The following is a 24983-nucleotide window of genomic DNA, read 5'->3' on the forward strand; positions in this document are numbered from 1 at the left end:
AAGCTAGAAAGTGAGTGATCGGCTTTGAAGATTAAGGGTCTTCGTATGAATTGGAAAATTACGATCCTGTCGTTCGGTATCGTATTATTTGCGATATGTATCGGCGGTATCATTTTAATAGGCCGTGTGATTCACTTACAGGAACAAGAGCTTGGACAGAGACTGCTTGTTACTGCGCGCACGGTTACCCAATTGCCTTCAATTATCAGCGGGCTAACGGAACAGAGCAGAAGGCAGGAAATTAATCCGATCACTGAACGTCTACGGATCATTAATGACGTTGATTATATTGTTGTCATGGATATGAACGGTATTCGTTGGTCTCATCCTTCATCCTCCCGGATCGGAGAGCATTCGCAGGGGGAGGACGAGCATGCTGCGTTTGCCGAGCATACGTATCTTTCCAGGGCAAAAGGAGAACAAGGGACAGCGCTTAGAGCCTTCGTTCCGGTCATGAATGAGCAGCACGAACAGGTAGGTGTCGTATTGGTGGGGAAGCTGGTGCCGGGACTTACCGGGATCATTCTCGACATGCGGGGGCAAATTTATGTGACGGTATTTTTGTCTTTGCTCTTTGGTATTTTGGGTTCGTGGATGCTCTCTAGGCACATTAAGGAGCAGATGTTTCGCTTGGAACCCGAGGAAATCGCCCAGCTGCTCGTAGAGCGAACCGCCACTTTCAATGCGATGCATGAAGGCGTTATTGCCATAGACAGCCGTGAAAACATTACGGTATTTAACGATAACGCCAAAAAAATGCTTCAAGTCGAAGGGGAAGTACTCGGACGCCATATTCGGGAAGTGCTGCCAGATACGAGACTTCCAGAAATATTACAGCTCAATCATGCTATTTACAACCAAGAGCTGCATGTTGGTCCGGCTCATATTTTGAGTAATCGGGTTCCTATTAAAGTAGGCCATCAAACGGTTGGCGCAGTAGCTATTTTTCGGGATCGCTCTGAGGTGACGAAAATCGCTGAAGAGTTGACCGGAGTAAGGGCATTTGTTGATGCACTTCGTGTACAGAATCATGAATATATGAACAAGCTGCACACCATCGGTGGTTTGATCCAACTTGATCATAAGCAGAAGGCGTTGGATTATTTATTCGAAACGATGGAGGCGCAATCTGAGCTTAGCAGCTTTGTCTCGAGCAAGATAGCCAATGAGAGCGCTGCTGGCTTACTTTTAGGGAAAATAAGCCGCGGCAGAGAGTTGGGCGTTGAAGTTCGTTTGGACCGAGCAAGCAGGTTGATACGATTTCCAGATAATTTGGATCAGCACGACATTGTGGTCATCTTGGGGAATCTGATTGAGAATGCGTTTGATGCCCTGAAGCAGAAGGAAGGCACGAAAGAGGTCTTTATCAGCATTGAACAGGATGATGATATCTTATCAATTTTGGTCGAGGATAATGGAAAAGGCATGAGTGAGGAAACCAAACAACGCATGTTTGAGCGAGGCTTTTCCACAAATGTAGGCGAAAGCAGGGGCATTGGTTTGTATTTAATCCATAATATTGTGAATAAATGCAGGGCTCATCTGGAAGTGGAGTCTACGGTTGGCGTGGGGACGAGCTTTATTCTCACTTTCCCCATGCACACAAGAGAGGAAGAAACTCATGTACAGAGTCGTACTGATTGAGGACGATCCGATGGTTCTTGAAGTGAATAGGCAATTTGTTGAGAGGGTTCCCGGCTTTGAAATTATAGGGACAGCGTCCAATGGCATAGATGGTATCGAGAAAGTTCGTGATTTGAAGCCAGACCTCGTTATTCTTGATATTTATATGCCGGGGCAAAATGGAACCGAATTGCTGCAGCAGATTCGAAATGAACAGTTGAATACAGATGCGATTGTAATTACGGCCGCTAATGACATTCCAACGATCCAGCGGATGCTTCATCAGGGAGCAGTGGACTATATCATGAAGCCTTTTAAGTTTGAACGGGTCCGAGAGGCGCTGGAAAATTACCGAATGATGAAGAGTAGATTAGGTAAAGAATCTACACTATCACAAGTTGAATTGGATCAATTATTACATGGTAACAACGGGGGAGAACCAATTCCTGAATCAGCTACGTTTAGTGTGCAAATGGATTTGCCTAAAGGTCTGCAAGCACTGACGATGAAACAAGTCATGCTGTTTCTAATGCAGCAGCATAAATCCTTATCCGCTGAGGAAGTAGCCGAGGGCGTGGGATTGGCAAGAGTTACGGCACGTAGGTATCTGGACTTTCTAGAGAAGAACAAGCAGGTGAAGTTAGACCTTGAATATGGCGGGATTGGGCGCCCGATTAACAGGTATGTATGGATGGCAGAGGATAAAAGATCATAAGTCAAAGTGAAGACCAAAAAGACCATAAGTACCAATATGGTCAAATTCTTCACGCCTTCTTTTGAAAGCGATATCATGAGAACAGAAATAGATACAACAAAGTCTAATATCGCTTGAGGTGAAGAACGTGTCAATCCCATCGGGAGTTAATACAAGTATTATTTTGAGATTAGAATTGGATAAGGATACCGCGTCGTTCGGCAGTGTGGCTACGGCCATTAGTGATGCAGGTGGAGATATTATAGCGATTGACGTCGTTAGAACGGATAAAAACATCACGGTTCGGGATATCACGATCAATGTATACGATAACAAGCATACGGAATTGATTGCTGCGGCCATCCGCAAATTGGCGGGAGTGAAAATCGTTCATGTTTCGGATCAAACGTTTCTGCTTCATTTGGGCGGGAAAATTGAAATGAGTCCCAAGTACCCCATAAAAAATCGAGATGACCTTTCCAGGGTGTATACACCGGGTGTTGCCAAGGTGTGCATGGCGATCCACGAAAAGCCGTCGCTTGCTCATACACTCACAATCAAACGCAACACAGTCGCGGTCATATCGGATGGTACTGCCGTACTTGGTCTGGGTAATATTGGACCTGAAGCAGCTATGCCTGTTATGGAAGGAAAGGCAATGTTGTTTAAGCAGTTAGCTGGTGTTGATGCATTCCCAATATGTCTGGCTACACAGGATACTGACGAAATTGTAAGTATCGTGAAAGCGCTATCGCCGACGTTCGGCGGAATCAATCTAGAGGATATATCTGCACCAAGATGCTTTGAGATTGAACAACGGCTTATCGAGGAACTGGATATTCCCGTATTTCATGATGATCAGCATGGTACAGCAGTGGTGCTTTTGGCAGGATTGTTTAATGCCGTTAAGATCGTGGGCAAGAAGCTTGAGGATTGCAAAGTCGTGCTTTGCGGCGTTGGCGCGGCAGGAACGGCTTGCACCAAAATGCTGATGGCTGCAGGTGTTCGAAATATTATCGGTGTCGACCGACAGGGTGCTATCACACGTGATGGCGTTTACGATAATCCGTTTTGGCAATGGTACGCGGAACATACGAATCCGAAGCAGATTCAAGGATCGCTGTCGGATGTTATTGAAGGGGCAGATATTTTTATCGGCGTATCGGGTCCCGGTGTACTTAAAAGAGAAGACGTCGCCAAGATGGCGGAAAATCCGATCGTCTTTGCGATGGCAAACCCAACGCCTGAAATACTCCCCGAAGAGGCAGAGCCTTATGTGCGGGTTATGGCTACTGGCCGTTCGGACTACCCGAACCAAATCAACAATGTGCTGTGCTTCCCAGGCTTGTTCCGGGGCTTGCTGGATTGCAGGGCATCCAGAGTGACTGAGAACATGAAGCTAGCAGCAGCCAAAGCGATTGCATCGGTTGTTCAAGAAGATGAGTTGAATGAGTATTACATTATTCCAAGTGTGTTTAATCAATCTGTCGCGGAACGAGTGAGAGATGCAGTTATAGAAGCGGCTTATGAAGACGGGGTCGCCAGAAGACGCAAAGAGAAAGTCCAAGCCTAGCTTAGATAGAGACGAAGGAGGATATACGATGCTAATGAAACTTAGAAAAAACCTAACACTGCAGGTACTGTTAGCCATTGTGCTCGGGATTGCGGTCGGTCAGTTTTTCCCTCACCAGGGGGAAAGCTTAAAAGTTCTTTCCGATGTGTTCGTGAAAATGATCAAGATGGTCATTGCTCCAATTGTTTTCTTTACCATTGTAATCGGGATCTCTGGTATGGGGGATATGAAAAAAGTAGGTCGAATCGGCGGCAAGGCGCTGCTGTACTTTGAAATTATTACTACGTTTGCAATGGTTATCGGGGTAGCTGTCATGTACATCATTCGCCCTGGCGCAGGAATGAGCACGGCTGGTGTGAAAGCTGCAGATGTTGCGAAGTATACGAAAGACGCGGCAGCAAGCAGTCACGGCTTTGTCGATTTCCTTACAAGTATCGTTCCGGATAATGTGATGGCTGCCTTCTCCAAAGGTGATATGCTGCCGATTCTATTCTTCTCTATCTTGTTTGGCCTCGCGATGGCTGGTCTTGGGGACAGAGTGAAACCGGTTACGAATTTCTTAGAGAAAATGAATGAAATTTTCTTCCGTATTGTAGGAATCATTATGAAGTTTTCTCCAATTGCTGCTTTTGGTGCAATGTCATATACGATCGGTAAATTCGGTGTACACTCATTGTTTTCTCTCGGTAAAATGATGGGGTCCGTCTATATAACCATGGCATTGTTCATCTTTATTGTGCTCGGATCCATTTGTAGAATGTATGGGTTTAGCTTAATTAAGCTCTTGAGATTCATTAAAGAAGAGCTGCTGCTTGTATTAGGGACATCTTCTTCTGAATCTGCATTGCCGCGCGTAATGGAAAAGCTGGAGAAGTTCGGCGCATCCAAGCCGGTTGTAGGTCTCGTTGTTCCCACTGGTTATTCGTTCAACCTTGACGGTACATCGATCTACTTATCTATGGCAGGGTTATTCATTGCACAAGCCTATGGTGTAGAACTAAATTGGATTCAGGTATTGACCTTCATGGGCGTTCTGATGCTAACTTCGAAAGGTGCTGCGGGCATTACCGGATCTGGCTTCGTCACACTGGCGGCTACACTAGCCGCAATTCCGAACAATGTCATTCCCATTGAAGGCATGGCGCTTCTGATTGGGGTAGATCGATTCATGTCGGAAGCGAGAGCGATTACGAACATCATTGGTAATAGCGTAGCGACAATTGTCATTGCAAAAAGTGAAAATCAGTTTAATCCAAATCCAGAAGTCAAAGATCAAGATACTTCTCTTCAAACTTCATCTGCACAAGAAGCACCGGCTTTGTAGAGTGACTCTTTGAGGATGGCTGATAAATTTGCCTGAAAAACAATGGGTTAAAGAGGGTAATTCCATTTAATGGAATGCCCTCTTTTATTATTGTGGATGTATGTATAATGATTTGTGATACAACAATTTCCTTGATTTCTTCTGGGCAAGCTAAGTATGTTGTATCCTGGAGACTGTCGATTGATTCATTATGCCTCCTCACAACTGGTATTCAGGACTCTGAAATTCGGTTTTAGAGTCATTCAACTTTCGTGATGGCAAATGGGCTATAGTGGTTATCATTGTTGTATTTTATACAACAATTCACATGCCATAAGGCTGTTTTGCAACTTGAAGTTGCAGTTTGTACAACATTTTCAGCCGATTTGTCACGAAATGGCCTGAATAGGACCAAATTGTTGTACATTGTGCAACAACGAAGGGAGATAGGCGAGATTTAGGCAGAAATTGTTGCACTTTTTACAACACACCCAAAGAGGGCGTATGCTGTTTATTTTTATGCAGAAAAGTAATATATAAAGGTCTTGTCGAAAAATATAACGTCATCTTCTCGAATGTATTTATACTGACAGAAGTGGTCTCAGAGAAGATGAGAATCTCATCTTAGGTCGCAAACCGTTTAAATGATAGAAAATGCACCAAAAAGCGAACTATCCAAAAGAATTAGACGAAAATTGTTCGTTTTTTGAAATTGACATCGCACGTTAGTTGGTAGTAAACTAGGGAAGCGGGAAATGAAGCCGCACTAATTGAAAATGTCGAATCAACTCGTATAAAATCAGGGATAAGGCCTGAAAGTTTCTACCCAAAAACCATGAATTTTTGGACTACGAGGAAGCGAATGAGGGAAACCATAGGAAGACGATGGTCTTTTTGCATTCGGTTCTTTTGCTGTCCAGCGGATAGAATCATGTATTCTAGCTCTGGGCGTTTTTTGGGTTCGAGGGCATGATAGTAAGGTTGGTTTTTTGATTTTATTGAATTGATTTTAGTGATTCTATATTAATGAAGGTTTTAAAAGTCAGCTTTCAGAACCGAGAAGGTTGGACGAAACATGGTGAAGGAGGAACGGAGCGTAGCTGGCTACGAGAGTACCGGACTTCCCAGGTTTCGTTCAAGATTCGATGCTGAGATTACTTCCTGTGTTACTACGTTATCAAAGTTGGCTTTTAAAACTTCCATATGAGAGTGGGTTTGTGAGGATGGTACGTGTTGGTGTAATAATGGGAAGCCAGTCGGATTGGGAAACGATGAAGCACGCATGCGACATGTTGGAAGAGCTGGGAGTGCCTTATGAGAAAAAGGTGGTTTCTGCGCATAGAACGCCGGACCTTATGTTCGAATATGCAGCTTCGGCGGCAGGCCGCGGCATTCAAGTAATCATTGCCGGAGCAGGAGGGGCGGCGCATCTACCAGGGATGGTAGCAGCCAAAACGGAGCTTCCGGTTATTGGTGTTCCAGTCAAAACGTCCACGCTGAACGGACTTGATTCCTTGCTCTCGATCGTGCAAATGCCAGGCGGGATTCCAGTCGCGACGGTAGCAATCGGACATGCGGGCGCAACGAATGCAGGCCTCTTGGCAGCGCAAATTCTGGGCGCATTCGAGCCTGAGCTGCAAGCGAAGGTCAGAGCGCGTCGCGAGCGAATTGCTCAGACCGTGATTGAAAGCAGTGACCTGTTATGAGTGAAGCATCAAACATAAGCGATAAGGTCATCAAGCCAGGCGGCACCATCGGCATCTTAGGCGGTGGGCAGCTAGGCCGAATGCTGGCCTTGGCCGGACGCAACATGGGGTATCGCTTCGTGACGCTCGACCCCACGGATGACGCGCCTTGCGGTCAAGTCGCGGATGAGCAAATTCAGGCGGATTTTGACGATGTTGAAGCGGCGAGAAAACTCGCAGCCCTGTCGGACGTCATCACCTACGAATTCGAGAACGTTGATGCGCATGTGACCAACATATTAATGAATGAGTCCTATGTTCCTCAAGGAAGTGAGCTTTTATACACGACCCAGCATCGTCTGCGTGAAAAGAGAGCGATTGAAGCAGCAGGCGTACCTGTGGCTCCATATGCTGAAATCACCAGCGCAGCTGATTTGCGTGAAGCGGCAGAATGCTTCGGGACACCGTGCGTGCTCAAAACCGCAACTGGCGGCTACGATGGCAAAGGGCAATGGGTTCTTCGCTCGCTGGACGAGGTGGAAGAAGCTTATGAAACGCTCAGCCGCGCCAAAACAGAGCTGGTTCTCGAACAATTCATTCATTTTGACAAAGAATTATCCGTGATTGCGGCAAGAAGTCCACGTGGCGAGGTAAAGGCTTTTCCCGCTGCTGAAAATATACATGTACATAACATCCTGCATCAATCGATCGTTCCCGCGCGAATCCCTGCTCAGGTGCAAAAGGAAGCTGAAGAGCTTGCAGTACGCATCGCAGACTCGCTTGGTGTGATTGGTTTGATCGCAGTGGAGTTATTCCTGACGAAGGATGGACAGCTTTACGTCAATGAGCTTGCGCCACGCCCGCACAATTCAGGTCATTACACGATGGAAGCATGCCGGACATCACAGTTCGAGCAGCATGTTCGCGCGATTTGCAACCTGCCGCTTGGTTCTACGGAGCTGTTGTCACCTGTCGTGATGGTCAATTTGCTTGGTGAGCATATCGAACCGCTGCAAGGACTGATCGACCGACCTGATTTCCTGGAACACAGTGAATTAGGCGTTTCCGCGAAGGTTCATCTATATGGTAAGAAAGAAGCGAAAGAAAAGCGCAAGATGGGACACATCAATCTCCTGACAAGCGAAGTAGCGAAAGCACTGACTTGGATAGAACAGACAAGCATTTGGGAAAAGTAAGTAAAAGAACTCATTGGAGGAACGGCTAACATGATTGAACGTTATACACGCCCAGAAATGGCACGCATTTGGACAGAGGAAAATAAATTCCAAGCTTGGCTTGAAGTCGAGATTCTTTCTTGCGAAGCATGGTCAGAGCTCGGAGTTATTCCTAAGGAAGATGTGAAAGTACTGCGCGAGAACGCAAGCTTCAACATTGACCGCATTTATGAAATCGAGCAAGAGACGCGTCATGACGTAATCGCCTTTACTAGAGCAGTTTCCGAAACGCTGGGACCTGAGCGCAAATGGGTTCACTACGGTCTGACTTCGACAGACGTTGTCGATACGGCACTTGGCTACTTGCTGAGACAAGCAAACGAGATTTTGGACAAAGACATTCAGAATTTCATCGAAATCCTTCGCAATAAAGCGATCGAACATAAAGATACAGCTATGATGGGCAGAACGCATGGTGTGCATGCAGAGCCGACGACTTTTGGTTTGAAAATGGCTCTTTGGTACGAGGAAATGAAGCGTAACCTGGAGCGTTTCCGCTTTGCCGCTGATGGCGTACAATTCGGTAAAATCTCAGGTGCAGTTGGCACCTACGCGAACATCGATCCGTTCGTTGAAGAGTATGTGTGCGGCAAGCTGGGCACGAAAGCAGCTCCGATCTCTACACAAACCTTGCAGCGTGACCGTCACGCTGAGTACATGGCGACGCTAGCACTGGTTGCAACATCCCTAGACAAATTCGCTACAGAAATTCGCGCACTTCAGAAGAGTGAGTTCCGCGAGGTTGAAGAGCCTTTTGCAAAAGGTCAAAAAGGTTCCTCCGCAATGCCGCATAAGCGTAACCCGATTGGTTGCGAAAGCATTTCCGGTCTGTCCCGTGTAATTCGCGGGCACATGGTTTCCGCTTACGAGAATGTAACGCTTTGGCATGAGCGCGACATTTCGCACTCCTCCGTTGAGCGTATTATCCTGCCGGATGCGACGCAGCTGCTTAACTACATGCTGAACCGTCTAGGCAACATCATCAAGAACTTGACTGTGTTCCCTGAAAATATGAAGCGCAACATGCGCAGCACCTATGACGTTCCTTTCTCTGGCCGCGTGATGACGAAGCTGATCGACAAAGGTTTTGCTCGTGAGCAAGCGTACGATACGGTTCAGCCAAGAGCGATGCAAGCATGGGAAGAGCAGCGTTCTTTCCGTGAAATCGTGGAGAATGCTTCCGTGATTACAGAAGTGCTTAGCCCAGAAGAGATCGCAGATTGCTTCGATCCAAGCTGGCATTTGAAACATGTTGATACGATCTTTAACCGCTTAGGTTTGAAATAGAAAACAACATTTTTAGCAGGAAGGATGTGTGGTTCGTGGCAAGCAATATCGTGGATTCAGCCGTTGAAATGATTAACGCTCCTCTGGTTCATAAGGGTAAAGTACGTGAACTGTATAATCTGGGCGAACATTTCCTTATCGTGGTGACGGATCGGATTTCGGCTTTTGATTACATGTTGAAGCCTGGTATTCCCGATAAGGGGTACGTTCTGAACGCGCTGAGTAAATACTGGTTCGGTGTGACGAGCGGTTACATGAGTAATCACATTGTGCACACGGACGTGGAAAAGCTCCACGCGATTATTCCGAGTGCGGAAGATAGAGAGCTTCTAAGGGAACGTATTATTGTAGCGAAAAAAGCGGAGCGCATCTCCATTGAATGCGTGGTTCGCGGGTACATCACAGGCAACGGCTGGAGACAGTACGAGAAAACCGGCGAGATTAATGGTCGCAAACTGCCTGAAGGCCTGCGTAAAAACGAGCGCTTGCAAGATCCTATTTTCACACCTGCGGCTAAAAATGATGTCGGTCATGACGAAGACATTTCCGTGGAACAAATGATTGAATTAGTCGGCGAGAAGTTGACTTATGAGCTGCAAGAGCGAAGCATTATGCTTTACACGTTGGCTCATGCGATTTGTGAGCAAAAGGGCATTATTTTAGCAGATACGAAGTTTGAATTCGGCTTTTATGCGGGTGAACTTATTATTATTGATGAAATTTTCACGCCGGATTCCTCGCGGTACTGGTCAGAAGATAAATACGCCCTGGATATCGAGATTGATTCGATGGACAAAGAGCCCGTACGTACCTATCTAGCGGGATCGGGCTGGGATAAAAATAGTGAGCCGGATGAGCTTCCAGCTTCTGTTGTGGAAGAAACATCGAACCGTTATAAAGAAATTTTGCACCGTTTGGTGGATTAGCAGAAAAATGATGGGGCAATACTCGCTGAGAAATTAGCTGTAGTGATGAAGGGGGAGGATGGCGGCACTTACTTCCCCCTCCCCAAGTCCTGCCCAGGTTGAGAATAAGAGTCTTTAGAGGCTCCTATTTCTAAGGAAAGAGCAGTGAATTACGGAATAAGAGTCTTTAGGGCCTCTTATTTCCATGATTATCGGTAAGATAGTTGTTTTTTTGGGAAATAAGAGTCTTTAGAAGCTGCTATTCCCCGGATATAGTAAGAAAAATGAGAAATAAGAGCCTTTAGGGACTTCTAAATAGGCTCCAGTCCATGCCAGCTGCTCTGGCGAATAACGCTAAGGAGAGATTAAACATGAAAGCAACGGTCTACGTAACGATCAAGCAGAACGTATTGGATGTTCAAGGAACAGCGGTGCAAGGAGCGCTTCATTCCATGGGTTTTGACGAAGTTGGCAAGGTGCGCATCGGGAAATACTTGGAGTTAGAACTGGATACGACGGATAAAGCAGAAGCGGAAGCACGCGTAAAAGCAATGTGCGAGAAGCTGCTTGCGAACACGGTTATCGAAGACTACCGCTACGAGTTGGCGTAACATACCAGAAGAAGGAGGAAAACGTCATGAATTTTGCGGTTCTTGTATTTCCGGGATCGAACTGCGACATCGATATGTACAAAGCGATCGAAGATACCATTGGTCAGCCGGTTGATTATGTTTGGCATACAGATGGCGACTTGTCCAAATACGACTGCATCCTCGTGCCGGGTGGATTCTCTTATGGGGATTACCTGCGTTGCGGAGCGATTGCACAATTTACGAACGTGATGAAAGCTGTAGTTAAGGCTGCTGAAGAAGGCAAGTACATTCTAGGTATTTGTAACGGATTCCAAGTGTTAACGGAAGCAAGATTACTGCCAGGCGCTTTGCTGCGCAACAACGGAATGAAATTCCGCTGCCACCAAACGATCCTCAAAGTGGAGAACAACAATACGGCTTTCACGCGTGATTACGCGGAGGGCGAGTTGATTGAAATTCCAATCGCTCACGGCGAAGGTAACTACTATTGTGACGAAGCTACGCTAAAAGAATTACAAGAAAACAACCAAATCGTATTCCGTTATGAAGCGGGCAACAACCCGAACGGATCACTTGATGATATCGCTGGAATCAGCAATAAAGCTGGTAATGTCGTTGGTATGATGCCTCATCCGGAGCGTGCCGTTCATGAGATTCTTGGCTCCGCAGATGGTAAGAAAATCTTTACATCAATTCTAAGCGCTTGGAGGGAAAAACATGACGCAGCAGCTATCCGTTAATGAACCAACAGCCGAGCAAATCGCGGAGCAGAAAATTTACAAGCAAATGGGCGTAACGGACGAAGAGTTTGCCAAAATTTGCGGCTTCCTTGGACGCAATCCGAACTATGTAGAAATCGGTGTTTTCAGCGTTATGTGGTCCGAGCACTGTTCTTATAAAAATTCCAAACCAGTACTTCGTAAATTCCCAGTTACAGGACCTCGCGTTCTGATGGGACCTGGCGAAGGCGCAGGGATTGTAGATATCGGAGACAACCAAGCGGTTGTTTTCAAAATTGAAAGTCATAACCACCCTTCAGCGATCGAGCCTTATCAAGGCGCGGCGACAGGTGTGGGCGGTATTATTCGTGATATTTTCTCCATGGGCGCGCGCCCGGTAGCGCTTCTGAATTCCTTGCGTTTCGGTAAGCTGGAAAACGACCGCGTGAAGTACTTGTTCGAGCACGTTGTATCCGGAATCGCTGGATACGGGAACTGTATCGGGATTCCAACAGTCGGCGGCGAAGTAATGTTCGACGAGAGCTACGAGGGGAACCCGCTCGTTAATGCGATGTGTGTGGGTCTTATCGACCACAACATGATTCAACGCGGTGTTGCCAAAGGTGTTGGCAACCCAGTGTTCTACGTCGGACCGGCGACTGGCCGCGACGGTATCCACGGTGCGACGTTCGCATCCGAGGAGCTTACGGCGGAGTCCGAAGCGAAGCGCCCAGCGGTACAAGTGGGCGATCCGTTCATGGAGAAGCTCGTGCTGGAAGCGTGCTTAGAGTTAATTAATTCCGGCATCGTGCTCGGAATTCAAGATATGGGCGCTGCGGGTCTTACTTGCTCCAGCGCAGAGATGGCTAGTAAAGCGGGCAACGGCATGGAGCTTTACCTCGATGAAGTTCCGCAGCGCGAAGAAGGCATGACAGCGTATGAAATGATGCTGTCTGAGTCTCAAGAGCGTATGCTTTTCGTTGTTGAGCCGAAGCATGAGGCGCAAGCTAAGGGCATTTTTGAGCGCTGGGGTCTCCACTGCGCCAAAGTCGGCAAGGTAACCGATGACGGTTACCTGAAGCTAATCCACCACGGTGAAGTCGTGGGGAACATGCCTGTCGGCGCACTCGTCGACGAGTGCCCGGTTTACAATAAGCCGAGCAAAGTGCCGGCTTATTACGAAGCTAGCGCATCGATCGACACGACTCGTTACCCTGAGGTAACGAAATTGACGGATGCGCTGAAATCGGTGCTCGCGTCTCCGACGGTAGCGAGCAAAGAGTGGGTGTACAACCAGTATGACCACATGGTTCGTACAGATACGGCAGTGCGTCCGGGTTCGGACGCAGCGGTTGTGACCATTCGCGGTACCCGTAAGGGCCTCGCTATGACAACCGACTGCAACGGACGTTATGTGTACCTGGATCCGGAAGTAGGCGGACGGATCGCGGTTTCTGAAGCAGCGCGTAACGTTGTCTGCTCCGGCGCTGAGCCGCTGGCAGTTACGGATAACCTGAACTTCGGTAGCCCAGACAAGCCGGAAATTTTCTGGCAGCTGGAGAAATCCACAGATGGTATGGCAGAAGCTTGCCGCTTCTTGGATACACCGGTTATCGGCGGTAACGTCTCGCTTTACAACGAGAACGCCAAAGGTGCGATCTACCCAACTCCGGTTATCGGGATGGTTGGTCTTGTTCATGACATCGACCACATCACGACGCAAAGCTTCAAAAAAGAAGGCGACATCATCATCCTGCTCGGCGAGACGAAAGCGGAGCTCGGCGGCAGCGAATTCCAATATGTGATTCACGGTGTAACTGAAGGCCGTCCTCCTGAATTGGACTTGGCTACAGAGAAACGCCTGCAAAATGCAGTACTAAAAGCAATTCAAGAAGGTCTTGTTGCTTCTGCGCATGACTTATCCGAAGGCGGCTTGGCCGTTGCTTTGGCTGAAAGCTGTATCGGTGGCAAAGTAGGCGCAGATGTTAATGTAGCTTCTGACCTTCGTCCTGACTTCACGCTATTCAGTGAATCACAATCCCGTATTTTGCTTAGTGCTTCCCCTGATAAAGCGGACGCTTTGAAACACTGGATTGCTTCACAAGGCGTACCTTATCAAGAAATTGGAACAGTAACAGGTTCAGATCTGACCGTTAAAATCAATAACGAACAGCGTCTCCAGTCTCCGGTAAGCGAGCTGGCGAAAGTCTGGAAGGATGCGATTCCATGTCTAATGGCGTAAAACAATCCAAGGCCCTTAAGCTTCCTGCTGCTCCTATTGTCCAAGTGGGCGATGGGCAGCATGAGCTTTGGACAGGAGAGTATTTCAACGAAGGTGTAGGCGGCCAAGGCGGATTGTTTGATAAGCTGAATGAGGAGTGCGGGGTGTTCGGGGTGTATGGTCATCCCGACGCTTCCTCTCTGTGCTATTACGGGCTGCATGCCCTGCAGCACCGCGGACAGGAAAGCGCTGGTATATGTACAGTAGAAGATGAAAAGTTTAACTACTATCGCGGGATGGGACTTGCCAAAGAGGTGTTCACTAACGAGAATTTGTCGCCTTTGACAGGTTCAACAGCAATTGCGCATGTGCGTTATTCCACAGCAGGCGAGAGCAAGCTGGCGAACGCGCAGCCCCTAGTTTTCAAATACCGCGAGGGCGATCTTGCGATTGCGACGAATGGTAACCTCGATAATGCAAACATTATTAAACGGGAGCTTGAGCGGAAGGGTTCGATTTTCCAAACAACAAGTGACACCGAGGTTATGGCGCATTTGATTGCCCGTTCGGAGCACGACGATATTGTGGATGCGGTTAAAGATGCGATGAATCAAGTTATCGGCGGCTTTGCCTTCCTGATCGTCACGAAGGACAAATTGATCGCTGCGCTCGATCCGAACGGACTTCGTCCCTTCATGATCGGCCGTCTGGGAGATGCGTACTTGTTCGCTTCTGAGTCCTGCGCCTTCGATGCGGTGGGAGCTACGTATTTCCGTGATGTGCAGCCGGGGGAAATCATCGTGATTGACCGCAACGGCTTCCGCTCGGAGCGGTTCACGGAAAGCGGCCGACGCGCGATTTGTGCGATGGAGTATATCTACTTTGCTCGTCCAGATAGTGACATTGACACGGTGAATATTCACTCCGCACGTAAGCGGATGGGTAAAAAACTGGCGATGGAAGCATTCGTTGACGCTGATATTGTGACTGGAGTGCCGGATTCGAGTATATCGGCTGCAATTGGTTATGCGGAACAAACGGGTATCCCTTATGAGCTGGGTCTGATCAAGAACCGCTACACAGGCCGGACGTTCATTATTCCAAGCCAAGAGCTTCGTGAGCAAGGTGTTAAAATGAAGCTGAGCGCCGTTCGCAAAGTCGTCGAAGGCAAGCGTGTTGTCATGATTGATGACTCCATCGTTCGCGGGACAACGTCACTGAGAATCGTCAATTTACTTAGAGAAGCTGGGGCAACAGAAGTGCACGTGCGTATCTCTTCGCCGCCTTTTATGAACCCATGCTACTACGGGATTGATACACCGGATCGGAAAGAGCTGATCGCTGCGATGAATTCGATCGAAGAGATTCGTAAGGCGATCAATGCGGATTCCCTGCATTTTCTGACAAAAGAAGGTCTGCTGGATTCGATCGGTCAAGGTTCGGCAGGGGCGGAGAGCGGCTACTGTACGGCTTGCTTCGATAATACTTATCCAACAGAAATTGTGGATGTTACTAAGGTTGGTTGTGCTTGCGATTAAAATGATTTGAAATAACGGGATGGTCTTAGGACCTCCCGATACATAGACAAACTAAGGAGTGGAAGCGAAGTGTCGGATGCTTACAAAAAGGCTGGAGTCGATATCGCGGCAGGGAACGAAGCAGTAGAACGGATGAAAAAGCACGTCAAACGGACTTTCCGTCCTGAAGTGTTAACTGACCTCGGTGGCTTCGGCGGGCTGTTCAGCTTGAACAAAGACAAGTACGAGGAGCCTGTGCTCGTATCTGGTACGGACGGCGTGGGCACGAAGCTGAAGATCGCTTTTGCAATGGATAAGCATGATACGATTGGGATTGATGCTGTCGCGATGTGCGTGAATGATATTATCGTTCAAGGCGCGGAGCCGCTTTTTTTTCTCGACTATCTTGCTTGTGACAAAGTAATTCCAGAGAAAATCGAAGCTATCGTTAAAGGGATCGCTGACGGTTGTGCGCAGTCTGGCTGCTCACTCATCGGTGGCGAAACGGCGGAAATGCCGGGCATGTATGCGTCAGGGGAGTATGACATTGCCGGGTTTACGGTTGGAATCGTCGACAAGAAAAAGATCATCGATGGTACAACGATCCGTCCTGGAGACGTGGTTCTAGGTCTGGCATCGAGCGGCGTGCACAGTAACGGGTTCTCACTTGTGCGTAAGCTTTTGCTGGAAGATGGCGGTTATACGCTTCAAGGGCATGTGGATGAGCTGGGCGATAAGCTTGGTAACGTACTGCTTGAGCCAACGAAGCTTTATGTAAAGCCAGTTCTGGCAATGCTTGAAGACGTTGCGATTAAAGGGATGGCACACATTACAGGCGGCGGTTTCATCGAAAATATTCCGCGTGTTCTGCCTGAAGGCGTGAACGTCGAAATCCAATATGGCTCGTGGCCGATTCTTCCGATTTTTGAGTTAATGCAGCGTGAGGGCGGCATTTCGAACAATGATATGTTCCGTACGTTCAACATGGGCATCGGGATGGTTGTTATCGTGAACGCGGATGATGCAGAGAAAGCTATTGCAGCAGCAGAAGCACAAGGCGAGAAAGCTTACCGTTTAGGCGTTGTTACAGAAGGCGAGCGTGTAGTGACGTTCCAAGGAGCTGAGGTTTAATGCAGCTTTACCGAATTGCGATTTTTGCTTCGGGCAGCGGCTCGAATTTCCAGGCCATCGTAGATCAGGTACAGAAGGGGAAGCTTGATGTCAGCATCGAGCTTCTTGTCTGTGACCGCCCGCAAGCGTATGTGGTGGAGCGTGCTATAGAGGCAAAGGTGCCTGTATTCACGTTTGTTCCGAAGGAATACGAGAGTCGTGAGGCTTACGAGGCTCTTATCCTTAAGGAGCTGCACGATCGTCAGGTTGACCTGATCGTAATGGCCGGCTACATGCGGATTATTACGAATGTGCTTGTTGAGCCGTATTTCGGGCGCATGATCAACATTCATCCTTCGCTGCTGCCGTCGTTTCCCGGCGTGCGTGCGATCGAGCAAGCCGTCGAGTACGGCGTGAAGCAAACCGGCGTGACTGTTCACTTCGTGGACGGCGGGTTGGACTCCGGGCCGATCATCGCGCAGCGGGCCGTGGAGATCCACGAGCACGAGACTGCGGACTCGCTGGCCGAGCGCATCCATGCGGCTGAGCATGTGCTGCTGCCGCAGGTGATTCGCTGGCTGCGCGAGGACCGCGTGAGCTTGGATGGCCGCAGGGTTAGCGTGCGGTCGTAGGTTGGTGCCGTAACTCCTGAGATTAAGGTTCCTTGTGGATAACTCGGCTGTGCGCGCTGCTGTTTTATATCACTTAAAGTAGCAATGTTTTACGCCAATTGCGTGAGCTTGATCGAAGTTAAGGCTGTTTTTCATCGCTAAGTTGGGCTGAGCGGTAGAGGTAGCTACTGTAAGGATGTTTTACATCGTTACCGCAGCGGTTTTACCCTACATGAGTGAGTTTGGTCGATGTTAAGGCTGTTTTTCATCGCTAAGTAGGGCTGAGCGGAGGAAATAGTTACTTTAAGGATGTTTTACATCGTTACCGCAGCGGTTTTACCCTATATGAGTGAGCTTGATCGAAGTTAAGGCTGTTTTTCATCACTAGGGTGGCTTGAGCGGGAGAAGTTACAAATATAATTTTCTGGGAGGAAGCATAGTGGCAATCAAAAGAGCACTGATCAGCGTTTTCGATAAGACGGGAATTGTTGAATTCGCGAGCGAGCTGTCGAAGCTGGGCGTTGAGATCATTTCTACGGGCGGTACGCTTAGTTTGTTGAAGGATAAAGGGGTGCCGGTTATCGGTATTTCCGAGGTTACAGGGTTTCCAGAGATCATGGATGGCCGCGTCAAAACGCTTCATCCGAATGTTCACGGCGGACTACTGGCCGTTCGTGACAACGTGGAGCACCAAGAGAGCATGAAGAAGCTCGGTTTGGAGTATATTGATCTGGTTGTCGTGAATTTGTATCCTTTTGCCGAAACGATTGCGAAGCCTGATGTGACTTACGAGGATGCGATTGAGAACATCGATATCGGTGGGCCGACGATGCTTCGTTCCGCAGCTAAGAACCATGCGTTCGTTTCCGTTATCGTTGACACGACTGACTATGCCAAGGTGTTGGAAGAAGTCCAAGAGACTGGCGACACAACGCTGGAAACGCGTAAACGTCTAGCAGCCAAAGTGTTCCGTCACACAGGAGCTTACGATGCATTGATTGGTGACTACTTAACTGGCCTGCAAGGCGAGCCTTACCCAGAGCGCTATACAGTGACTTATGAGAAAATGCAGGAGCTTCGTTACGGAGAGAACCCGCATCAAAGCGCGGCTTTCTATCGTAAGCCGAATGCGGCTGCCGGCAACATTACAACGGCTGAACAATTACATGGTAAAGAATTATCCTACAACAATATTAATGATGCGAATACAGCTCTGCAAATCGTCAAAGAATTCAGCGAGCCTGCTGTCGTGGCAGTTAAGCACATGAATCCTTGCGGTGTAGGTATCGGTACAAATGTGCTTGAAGCTTACACGAAAGCGTACAATGCAGACCCAACGTCCATCTTCGGTGGTATCGTGGCTGCGAACCGCGCGGTTGATGAAGCGACAGCTCAACTGCTGCATGAGATTTTCCTGGAAATCGTCATTGCGCCTGATTTTACACCGGAAGCACTCGATATCCTTTCTAAAAAGAAAAACATTCGCCTACTCAAAGTAAGCGGCTTAGATACAATAGCTGGTCGTAAATCAGAGCCAGTGGTTACAACAGTTGAAGGCGGAATGCTCGTTCAAGCTAGCGATGCTTACCAGCTGACAGAAGCTGACTTGAAGGTCGTTTCTGAGCGTCAACCGACGGCTGAAGAGATGAAACAATTACTTTTCGCATGGAAAGTAGTTAAGCACGTTAAATCTAACGCAATCGTACTCGTTGCTGACGACATGACAGTTGGCGTTGGCGCAGGTCAAATGAACCGCGTTGGCGCAGCCAAAATCGCCATTGAGCAAGCTGGCGACAAGGCGAAAGGCTCCGTCCTTTCTTCCGATGCTTTCTTCCCAATGGGCGATACGCTTGAAATGGCAGCAAAAGCGGGAATCACAGCGGTGATTCAACCGGGCGGCTCCATCAAAGACGAAGAATCCATCCGAGTAGCGAACGAGAATGGCATTGCTATGGTCATGACAGGCGTTCGTCACTTTAAACACTAAAACAATTGAGAATGCTCACGATCATTAACAGGACCGTGGGCATTCCCCATGAGAGGGGTTACCAAAGCGATGCGTGTATTAGTTATAGGACGAGGCGGGCGCGAGCATGCGATTGTTTGGGCACTCAGCAAAAGCCCGAAGATCAGCAAACTGTTCTGTGCACCGGGGAACGGCGGGATTGCTGGATTGGCGGAATGTGTGCCGATTACGGAACTGCAATTCGAGGAGATCAGTACATTTGCGAAGGAGCAGGTGATTGACCTCGTGATGGTAGCACCTGATGATCCATTAGCAGCAGGTTTGGTTGATCACTTGGAGTCCAAGGGGATCGAGGCTTTCGGACCTCGCGCTAACGCGGCGATTATTGAGGGCAGCAAGGTGTTTATGAAGGAGCTTTTGAAGAAATATAGCATCCCTACGGCTGCTTACGAGTCTTTCGACGCTTATGAGCCAGCGCTTGCTTACTTAAGAAGTCAATCGGCTCCAATCGTGATTAAGGCAGATGGCTTAGCTGCTGGTAAAGGTGTTACTGTAGCGCAAACGATGGAGGAAGCGGAAGCAGCGCTTCGCGATATTATGGTGGATCAAGTATTTGGTAAATCCGCTGGCGCAAGCGTCGTGATCGAGGAATTCCTAACAGGACAAGAGATGTCGTTGTTAGCCTTTGTTGATGGATCCACGGTTCGCCTCATGGTGCCATCACAGGATCATAAGCCTGTTTTTGATAACGATAAAGGGCCAAATACGGGCGGAATGGGTACATATTCACCGCTGCCGCATATCCCTGAGTCAATTGTACAGGAAGCGCTTGTGAACATCGTTCAGCCTACAGCTGATGCGATGGTAAAAGAGGGCCGTCCTTTCAAAGGCGTCCTGTATGCCGGTTTGATTTTGACCCCGAATGGCGTGAAAACCATTGAGTTTAACGCTCGTTTCGGTGATCCAGAGACGCAGGTTATTTTGCCTCGCCTCAAAACCGATCTTCTCGATATTTTCTTAGCTATCAACAACGGAACGTTGGCGGACCAGCCGATCGAGTGGAGCGAGGAAGCGGCAGTTTGTGTGATTGTAGCTTCACCGGGCTACCCAGGTCCATACCCGAAAGGGCTGCCGATTACTGGACTGGATCAAGTGCAAGACTCACTTGTGTTCCACGCGGGGACAGCCATCGAGAATGGCCAAATCGTCACCAATGGCGGACGCGTTCTAGGAATCACAGGCCTTGGCAAAGATATCATTGAAGCTCGTCAGAAAGCCTACGCGGATGCGGACCGGATCCATTTTGACGGGAAGCATTACCGTACGGATATTGCAATGAAAGCATTGAAATAGCGTAAGCCTATAAAGCACAGCCTTTTGTTCATCAAAGGGTTGTGCTTTTTCATTTTTCTCAGTCCGTTTGTAAAAAATATGTAATTAATTGACCGTTGTAAGCGTTTTTTATGTTTTGTATACTAGGCAGTATTAGGTAAGTAGCAAAGCGAGGCTGAATCATGACAATACTTAAAATTGCGGGGTTACATCCGAAGCCGCATTCGTTGAAATATCGTCTAATCCTGATCCTGTTTATCAGCTCACTCGCACCCTTAATTATCATTGGGAGCATTTCCTATTTCTCCATGTATGCGATATTACAAAATAAAGCAGAGGGCGGGGTCCAAAGCAATTTGCATCAGGTAAGGCTTTTGCTTGAAGATACGCTCGGTCAGTTAAACCACACTTCTCAGCAGCTCGCCTTTGACGGGAGGGTTGGCAAAAGCCTAGAGAGCTATTTATCAGCTGATTTATATGAAAAGAAAAGATTGAACGACGAGATTAGAAGCGAGTTAGGCTTGATTCATTTTACGAACCCGACTCTTGGATTAATGTTTTATTACTTTGAGAAAGACAAGCAGGTATTATTTGAGAATTTTAATGTTCGTGACGATTATGACCTTAAGCAGCTGCCTGTCCTTATCAAATTCGATAAACTTACTTATATGGGACCACATCTTTCTTTAAACCCGATCGACGGCAATGAAGTGCTGTCTATCCTGCGTAAAGTCGAGCTGCCGGATCGCGACGATGTGTATGTTTATATCGAAACTAATTTTAAATTGGCCGAAAGCATACTCAAAGACAACGAGCAATTCGGCGGCAACTTGATACATCTTATCGTCGATAATCATGGCCAAATTGTTTATAGCGAGAATTCAACTGATTTTCCTGTCGGCATGCTGCATAATGCCAATAACCAATCGAATAAAGACACTTCGGGCAAATATATGATGTTTGAGGAGACCAGCAATCAATCTTGGAAAGTATTGGCCGCTGTCCCCAAATCGGTATATAACCTCGAAGTAAATAGGTGGATAAAGCAGTTCGCCTTCTTTGCCGTCTTAACGCTTATTGCAAGTTTCTTCATTGCCTGGTTGATTTGGCGAACGGTATACCGTCCGCTCAAGCTGCTGAGTACGGATATTCGCAATGTAAAAAGCAACAACGAGGTTTTCCCGAGAAGACAATCTCAGATCTTGGAGTTTGCTGTTATTTATAAAGAGTTTGCAGAAATGAGAAGCCGCATCTTCGAATTAATCGGCGAGGTGGAGCAGAAGGAGCAAGGCAAAGCATTTCTCGAAGTCGAGAAATTAATGACGCAAATCAATCCTCATTTCATTCACAATACGCTCGATACGATTCGTTGGCTGGCTCGTGCCAATGGGCAGAAGGATATTGACCGCTTGGTTTCGACGCTAAACAAAGTGCTCTATTATAATCTAGGTAAAGGCGGACCTGCCCGAATTAAAGATGAGATTGAGGCTTTAAAAAATTATGTTGAGCTGCAGGGGATCCGCTATAACTTTCAATTTGATGTGAAAATCCATGCCGATTCCGAGGCGCTTGAGCTGCCGGTTCCACGGTTCATTCTACAGCCGCTTGTTGAAAATGCGTTGTATCACGGCTTGGAGGATAAAGGCATTATCGAAGTCAGTGTCATAGAAGATGGCGAGTCGCATGTCATTATTGAAGTTAGAGACAATGGTGACGGGATGACTGAGGAAGAAATTGACCAATTAATGAGCGAGAACACGTTAGAGAAAAAGAAGGTAGGTATGGGAATCGGGCTGCAATATGTAAACCGTATGGTGAAGTTCCAATTCGGAGCAGCCGCGAGTTTTCAAATTAAAAGCACAATCGGCTCAGGGACGACGATCATACTTCGTCTTCCAATAGGAGGTTTACTCGGATGATAAAAGTTATGGTTGTGGATGATGATCACTTGGTGCGTAAAGGCTTCATCGCGATGATGCCTTGGCGTGAGCATAATCTAGAGGTCGTTGGAGAAGCTGGTAACGGCAAAAAAGCGTTGGAGTTTCTGGAGAATAATCAAGTGGACTTGCTCATTACCGATTTAGCGATGCCTGTCATGTCAGGTATTGATTTGATGAGGTGTGTGAAAGAACGTTATCGGGATATTAGCATGGTCGTATTGACGTTTCATCAGGATTTTGAACTGATTCAGGAAGCGCTTCGCCTAGGGGCGCTGGATTATATGACCAAGGTCGAGCTTGAACATGAGCAGATGGACGAAATACTAAGAAGAATTGTAGGTAAAATGCAGGAGCAGCATGTACGAACAAGGGAAACGAAAGCGGAGATCCAGGGAATTCCTACGTTTGCCGAAGAGGATGAAGGACCGTATTCGCCAGAAGTGAAAGCGAGTATTTGGAAGGCAGTAGACATTATTCATCAAGAGTTTCAAAATGAGCTTCTTCTGCCGGACATCGCAAAAAGGGTGAATATGAGTCGGAGCTATTTCAGCCGCTGTTTTCGGGATATTGCCGGGAAAACGTTTAACGATTATATCCGGGAAGTGCGGGTGAATCACGCGAAAGTACTGCTTTGTCAAAAAGGGAAAACGATTAGTTGGATCGCCACACAGGCTGGGTATCCAAATGAAAAATATTTTAGCAAAGTATTCCGTGAGTTGACGGGGATGCTGCCCGGTGAGTATAGGAAGAGCCATAGTTAAATTAGGGCTTTCACAAAATGATCATAGTAACACAAATCGTCTCCAAAGAAGTGCACTTTTGTCTCCTGAAACGTTCCCTGAATGCTAATTAGGAGACGATTTGCTCCTAAACGTAAGACATTAACTGACCCGAATGTCTTTCATTTTCTTTAAAATGTAAGTGCAGGGTTATTAATGAGGAGGGGCAATATGAAAAAGAAAACAACGCTAATTTCTATGATTGCATTGGTTGTTCTGATGACGGCATGTTCAAGCAATAACGTAGGGACCAGCAAGGATGGCGGCGGGCAAGCAGCTAGTCCGAACGTTAAGGTGGACCCGTTTAAGATGCCGAATCCGATTGAAGTGACCACCTTCAAAAGCTTAAGCCCAGGCGCAAAATTACCTGCTGGTGATACCGTAGAAAGTAACCAATACATGAAATATATCTCACAAAAAACAAATATCAACTTTAAAATTTTATGGTATGCAGCTTCACAGGACTATGAGCAAAAGATGAAACTGGCCATCGCGAGCAACGATCTGCCGGATGTCATGCTTGTAAATGAGCAAATCTTCCTTTCCCTCGCCGAAGCCGGACAAATTGAGGACTTAAGCAAAGTATATGACCAATATGCTTCCCCATTAGCAAAGGAATTGTATGCATCAACGAACAACAAAGCGATCGAGAAAGCAACCTATAAAGGTAAATTGATGGGTATTCCGAATATTAGCGTACAAGCGGATGCTGCAAGTATGGCGTGGGTACGCAAAGACTGGATGGATAAGTTGGGACTTCAGCCGCCAAAGTCGATGGACGATGTCGCTGCAATCGCCAAAGCTTTCGTAGAGAAAGATCCAGACGGTAGTGGCAAAGCGGATACAATTGGAATCGCCGGATTCGAGAAAGCATTAACGGTAAGCGGTAAAGCGCAACGTGGTGACTTCAAAGGTATTTTCCAAGCGTTCGGCGCTTATCCTTCCAACTGGATCAAGGATAGCTCTGGCAAGGTCGTTTACGCTTCGATACTTCCCGAAACGAAGCAAGCACTTGGCAAGCTGCGCGACATGTATGCAGCAGGTGCCATTGATAAGGAATTTGCTTTGCGCAAAGATCCGAACGAGAATATCGTATCCGGTAAAGCGGGTATGTTCTTCGGACCTTGGTGGTCCGGCGGGTTGGCTGCTGATGCTATGAAGCTCAATCCGAAGGCTGATTTCGTGCCTTATTTGATCCCTGATGCCAAAGGGACTGTGAACACGATGATGGTGCCGGTAAGTACACAGTTTATTGTTGTGAAGAAAGGGATGAAGAATCCTGAAGCGGCTATGATTTACGCGAACACGTTTATCAATGCTCAGCGTAAAGTAGATCCAGACGCTCTGAACTTAGACTTTACGGTAAGCGCAGAATACTGGCCAATCGGAAATTCCACCTACGATTATGCGGATGCTGTGGAGAGAAAGTCCGATACATTGAAAAAGGCGATGGGCGGACAAATCAAGCCTGAAGAGCTGAATCCGGAAATGAAAGAATTGCTTGCGAAGGCAACTCGCGACAAGGCTAATCCGAAAGCAGATCTGAAAGATTGGTCAGGATATTTCGGGTACACTGTTCCAGCAGATTTGCTGAAAATGAACATGAATAAGGTGTACAGCGAATTTACAGCGAATACGAAAACGATGGAAAGAAAATGGGTTAATCTACAAAAATTAGAGAATGAAACTTTCTTCGGCATCGTAATGGGTGAGAAACCCCTTGATTCGTTTGATAAGTTCGTTACCGATTGGAAAGCGCAAGGCGGCGATGAAATAACGAAAGAAGTTACGGATGAAATCAGCAAGTCCAAAAAGTAACGTGTAATGAAAAGAGCGCATCACCTAACCGAATGGTGGTGCGCTTTTTCTACCATCAAAATGGATAAGTTT

Annotated in this window: 19 protein-coding genes and 1 riboswitch; all 19 genes read left to right on the forward strand. The window is 47.4% G+C overall.

Translation table 11 applies throughout. The features are described from left to right. Nucleotides 1–45: 45 nt before the first annotated feature. The 19 genes from GC102_RS00165 to GC102_RS00255 all read left to right on the forward strand — a co-directional run bounded on the left by GC102_RS00165 (nt 46) and on the right by GC102_RS00255 (nt 24911). Nucleotides 46–1644 (forward strand): ATP-binding protein, encoded by a 1599-nt coding sequence (locus GC102_RS00165; protein ID WP_281367607.1) that lies wholly within the window; start codon nt 46–48, stop codon nt 1642–1644. After that, complete coding sequence (locus GC102_RS00170; RefSeq protein WP_171687696.1) at nt 1622–2338, forward strand: response regulator; 717 nt, start codon at nt 1622–1624, stop codon at nt 2336–2338. Before GC102_RS00165 ends, GC102_RS00170 begins: the two co-directional genes overlap by 23 nt. A 127-nt stretch (nt 2339–2465) precedes the next feature. Next, complete coding sequence (locus GC102_RS00175) at nt 2466–3890, forward strand: NAD-dependent malic enzyme (protein ID WP_171687697.1); 1425 nt, start codon at nt 2466–2468, stop codon at nt 3888–3890. A 28-nt stretch (nt 3891–3918) separates the two neighbouring features. Next, nucleotides 3919–5214 (forward strand): dicarboxylate/amino acid:cation symporter, encoded by a 1296-nt coding sequence (locus GC102_RS00180; RefSeq protein WP_171687698.1) that lies wholly within the window; start codon nt 3919–3921, stop codon nt 5212–5214. A 748-nt stretch (nt 5215–5962) separates the two neighbouring features. Then, nucleotides 5963–6064: riboswitch (purine riboswitch) on the forward strand. 352 nt (nt 6065–6416) lie between these two features. After that, nucleotides 6417–6899, forward strand: coding sequence for a 5-(carboxyamino)imidazole ribonucleotide mutase (gene purE, locus GC102_RS00185; RefSeq protein WP_171687773.1), 483 nt, complete (start codon nt 6417–6419; stop codon nt 6897–6899). Next, the gene (purK, locus tag GC102_RS00190; protein WP_171687699.1) at nt 6896–8074 is read left to right on the forward strand and encodes a 5-(carboxyamino)imidazole ribonucleotide synthase; all 1179 of its coding nucleotides are present in this window, start codon (nt 6896–6898) and stop codon (nt 8072–8074) included. The genes purE and purK overlap by 4 nt, the downstream gene beginning before the upstream one ends. A 30-nt stretch (nt 8075–8104) precedes the next feature. Beyond that, nucleotides 8105–9400 carry an adenylosuccinate lyase gene (gene purB / locus GC102_RS00195; RefSeq protein ID WP_047676348.1) on the forward strand — a complete coding sequence of 432 codons (1296 nt, stop codon included), beginning with the start codon at nt 8105–8107 and terminating at the stop codon, nt 9398–9400. A 68-nt stretch (nt 9401–9468) separates the two neighbouring features. Next, the gene (locus tag GC102_RS00200) at nt 9469–10326 is read left to right on the forward strand and encodes a phosphoribosylaminoimidazolesuccinocarboxamide synthase (protein ID WP_171645432.1); all 858 of its coding nucleotides are present in this window, start codon (nt 9469–9471) and stop codon (nt 10324–10326) included. A 350-nt stretch (nt 10327–10676) separates the two neighbouring features. Next, nucleotides 10677–10916, forward strand: coding sequence for a phosphoribosylformylglycinamidine synthase subunit PurS (purS, locus tag GC102_RS00205; RefSeq protein ID WP_029198287.1), 240 nt, complete (start codon nt 10677–10679; stop codon nt 10914–10916). Nucleotides 10917–10942: 26 nt separating this feature from the next. Continuing rightward, the gene (gene purQ, locus GC102_RS00210) at nt 10943–11638 is read left to right on the forward strand and encodes a phosphoribosylformylglycinamidine synthase subunit PurQ (RefSeq protein ID WP_171687700.1); all 696 of its coding nucleotides are present in this window, start codon (nt 10943–10945) and stop codon (nt 11636–11638) included. Continuing rightward, a complete protein-coding gene (gene purL / locus GC102_RS00215) occupies nt 11616–13859 on the forward strand; it encodes a phosphoribosylformylglycinamidine synthase subunit PurL (protein WP_171687701.1) in 2244 nt (747 codons plus the stop codon). The genes purQ and purL overlap by 23 nt, the downstream gene beginning before the upstream one ends. Beyond that, a complete protein-coding gene (gene purF, locus GC102_RS00220) occupies nt 13844–15376 on the forward strand; it encodes an amidophosphoribosyltransferase (protein WP_171687702.1) in 1533 nt (510 codons plus the stop codon). The genes purL and purF overlap by 16 nt, the downstream gene beginning before the upstream one ends. 69 nt (nt 15377–15445) lie before the next feature. Further along, on the forward strand, nt 15446–16486 hold the full coding sequence (gene purM, locus GC102_RS00225; protein ID WP_171687703.1) for a phosphoribosylformylglycinamidine cyclo-ligase: 1041 nt from the start codon (nt 15446–15448) through the stop codon (nt 16484–16486). Beyond that, entirely contained in the window at nt 16486–17097 is a 612-nt protein-coding gene (gene purN / locus GC102_RS00230; RefSeq protein ID WP_171687704.1) for a phosphoribosylglycinamide formyltransferase, read from the forward strand. Before purM ends, purN begins: the two co-directional genes overlap by 1 nt. Nucleotides 17098–17515: 418 nt before the next feature. Continuing rightward, the gene (gene purH / locus GC102_RS00235) at nt 17516–19063 is read left to right on the forward strand and encodes a bifunctional phosphoribosylaminoimidazolecarboxamide formyltransferase/IMP cyclohydrolase (RefSeq protein ID WP_171687705.1); all 1548 of its coding nucleotides are present in this window, start codon (nt 17516–17518) and stop codon (nt 19061–19063) included. A gap of 69 nt (nt 19064–19132) precedes the next feature. Beyond that, complete coding sequence (gene purD / locus GC102_RS00240) at nt 19133–20395, forward strand: phosphoribosylamine--glycine ligase (RefSeq protein WP_171687706.1); 1263 nt, start codon at nt 19133–19135, stop codon at nt 20393–20395. A 161-nt stretch (nt 20396–20556) separates the two neighbouring features. Continuing rightward, complete coding sequence (locus tag GC102_RS00245; RefSeq protein WP_171687707.1) at nt 20557–22293, forward strand: sensor histidine kinase; 1737 nt, start codon at nt 20557–20559, stop codon at nt 22291–22293. Then, the gene (locus GC102_RS00250) at nt 22290–23075 is read left to right on the forward strand and encodes a response regulator transcription factor (protein WP_171687708.1); all 786 of its coding nucleotides are present in this window, start codon (nt 22290–22292) and stop codon (nt 23073–23075) included. The genes GC102_RS00245 and GC102_RS00250 overlap by 4 nt, the downstream gene beginning before the upstream one ends. A gap of 189 nt (nt 23076–23264) precedes the next feature. Further along, nucleotides 23265–24911: an extracellular solute-binding protein gene (locus tag GC102_RS00255; protein WP_171687709.1), complete on the forward strand. Its 1647-nt coding sequence runs from the start codon at nt 23265–23267 to the stop codon at nt 24909–24911. Nucleotides 24912–24983: the final 72 nt, after the last annotated feature.

The organism is Paenibacillus germinis (genome assembly GCF_013141785.1).
Taxonomy (GTDB): Bacteria; Bacillota; Bacilli; order Paenibacillales; family NBRC-103111; genus Paenibacillus_E; species Paenibacillus_E phytorum.

What these genes read in the sequence shown, in the direction of transcription:
- purK (WP_171687699.1), top strand. Translation starts at nt 6,896, where the DNA reads ATGAGTGAAGCATCAAACATAAGCGATAAGGTCATCAAGCCAGGCGGC.
- purD (WP_171687706.1), top strand. Translation starts at nt 19,133, where the DNA reads ATGCGTGTATTAGTTATAGGACGAGGCGGGCGCGAGCATGCGATTGTT.
- GC102_RS00165 (WP_281367607.1), top strand. Translation starts at nt 46, where the DNA reads ATGAATTGGAAAATTACGATCCTGTCGTTCGGTATCGTATTATTTGCG.
- purQ (WP_171687700.1), top strand. Translation starts at nt 10,943, where the DNA reads ATGAATTTTGCGGTTCTTGTATTTCCGGGATCGAACTGCGACATCGAT.
- purN (WP_171687704.1), top strand. Translation starts at nt 16,486, where the DNA reads ATGCAGCTTTACCGAATTGCGATTTTTGCTTCGGGCAGCGGCTCGAAT.
- GC102_RS00180 (WP_171687698.1), top strand. Translation starts at nt 3,919, where the DNA reads ATGCTAATGAAACTTAGAAAAAACCTAACACTGCAGGTACTGTTAGCC.
- purB (WP_047676348.1), top strand. Translation starts at nt 8,105, where the DNA reads ATGATTGAACGTTATACACGCCCAGAAATGGCACGCATTTGGACAGAG.
- GC102_RS00245 (WP_171687707.1), top strand. Translation starts at nt 20,557, where the DNA reads ATGACAATACTTAAAATTGCGGGGTTACATCCGAAGCCGCATTCGTTG.
- GC102_RS00170 (WP_171687696.1), top strand. Translation starts at nt 1,622, where the DNA reads ATGTACAGAGTCGTACTGATTGAGGACGATCCGATGGTTCTTGAAGTG.
- purF (WP_171687702.1), top strand. Translation starts at nt 13,844, where the DNA reads ATGTCTAATGGCGTAAAACAATCCAAGGCCCTTAAGCTTCCTGCTGCT.
- GC102_RS00250 (WP_171687708.1), top strand. Translation starts at nt 22,290, where the DNA reads ATGATAAAAGTTATGGTTGTGGATGATGATCACTTGGTGCGTAAAGGC.
- purE (WP_171687773.1), top strand. Translation starts at nt 6,417, where the DNA reads ATGGTACGTGTTGGTGTAATAATGGGAAGCCAGTCGGATTGGGAAACG.
- GC102_RS00255 (WP_171687709.1), top strand. Translation starts at nt 23,265, where the DNA reads ATGAAAAAGAAAACAACGCTAATTTCTATGATTGCATTGGTTGTTCTG.
- purL (WP_171687701.1), top strand. Translation starts at nt 11,616, where the DNA reads ATGACGCAGCAGCTATCCGTTAATGAACCAACAGCCGAGCAAATCGCG.
- GC102_RS00200 (WP_171645432.1), top strand. Translation starts at nt 9,469, where the DNA reads ATGATTAACGCTCCTCTGGTTCATAAGGGTAAAGTACGTGAACTGTAT.
- purS (WP_029198287.1), top strand. Translation starts at nt 10,677, where the DNA reads ATGAAAGCAACGGTCTACGTAACGATCAAGCAGAACGTATTGGATGTT.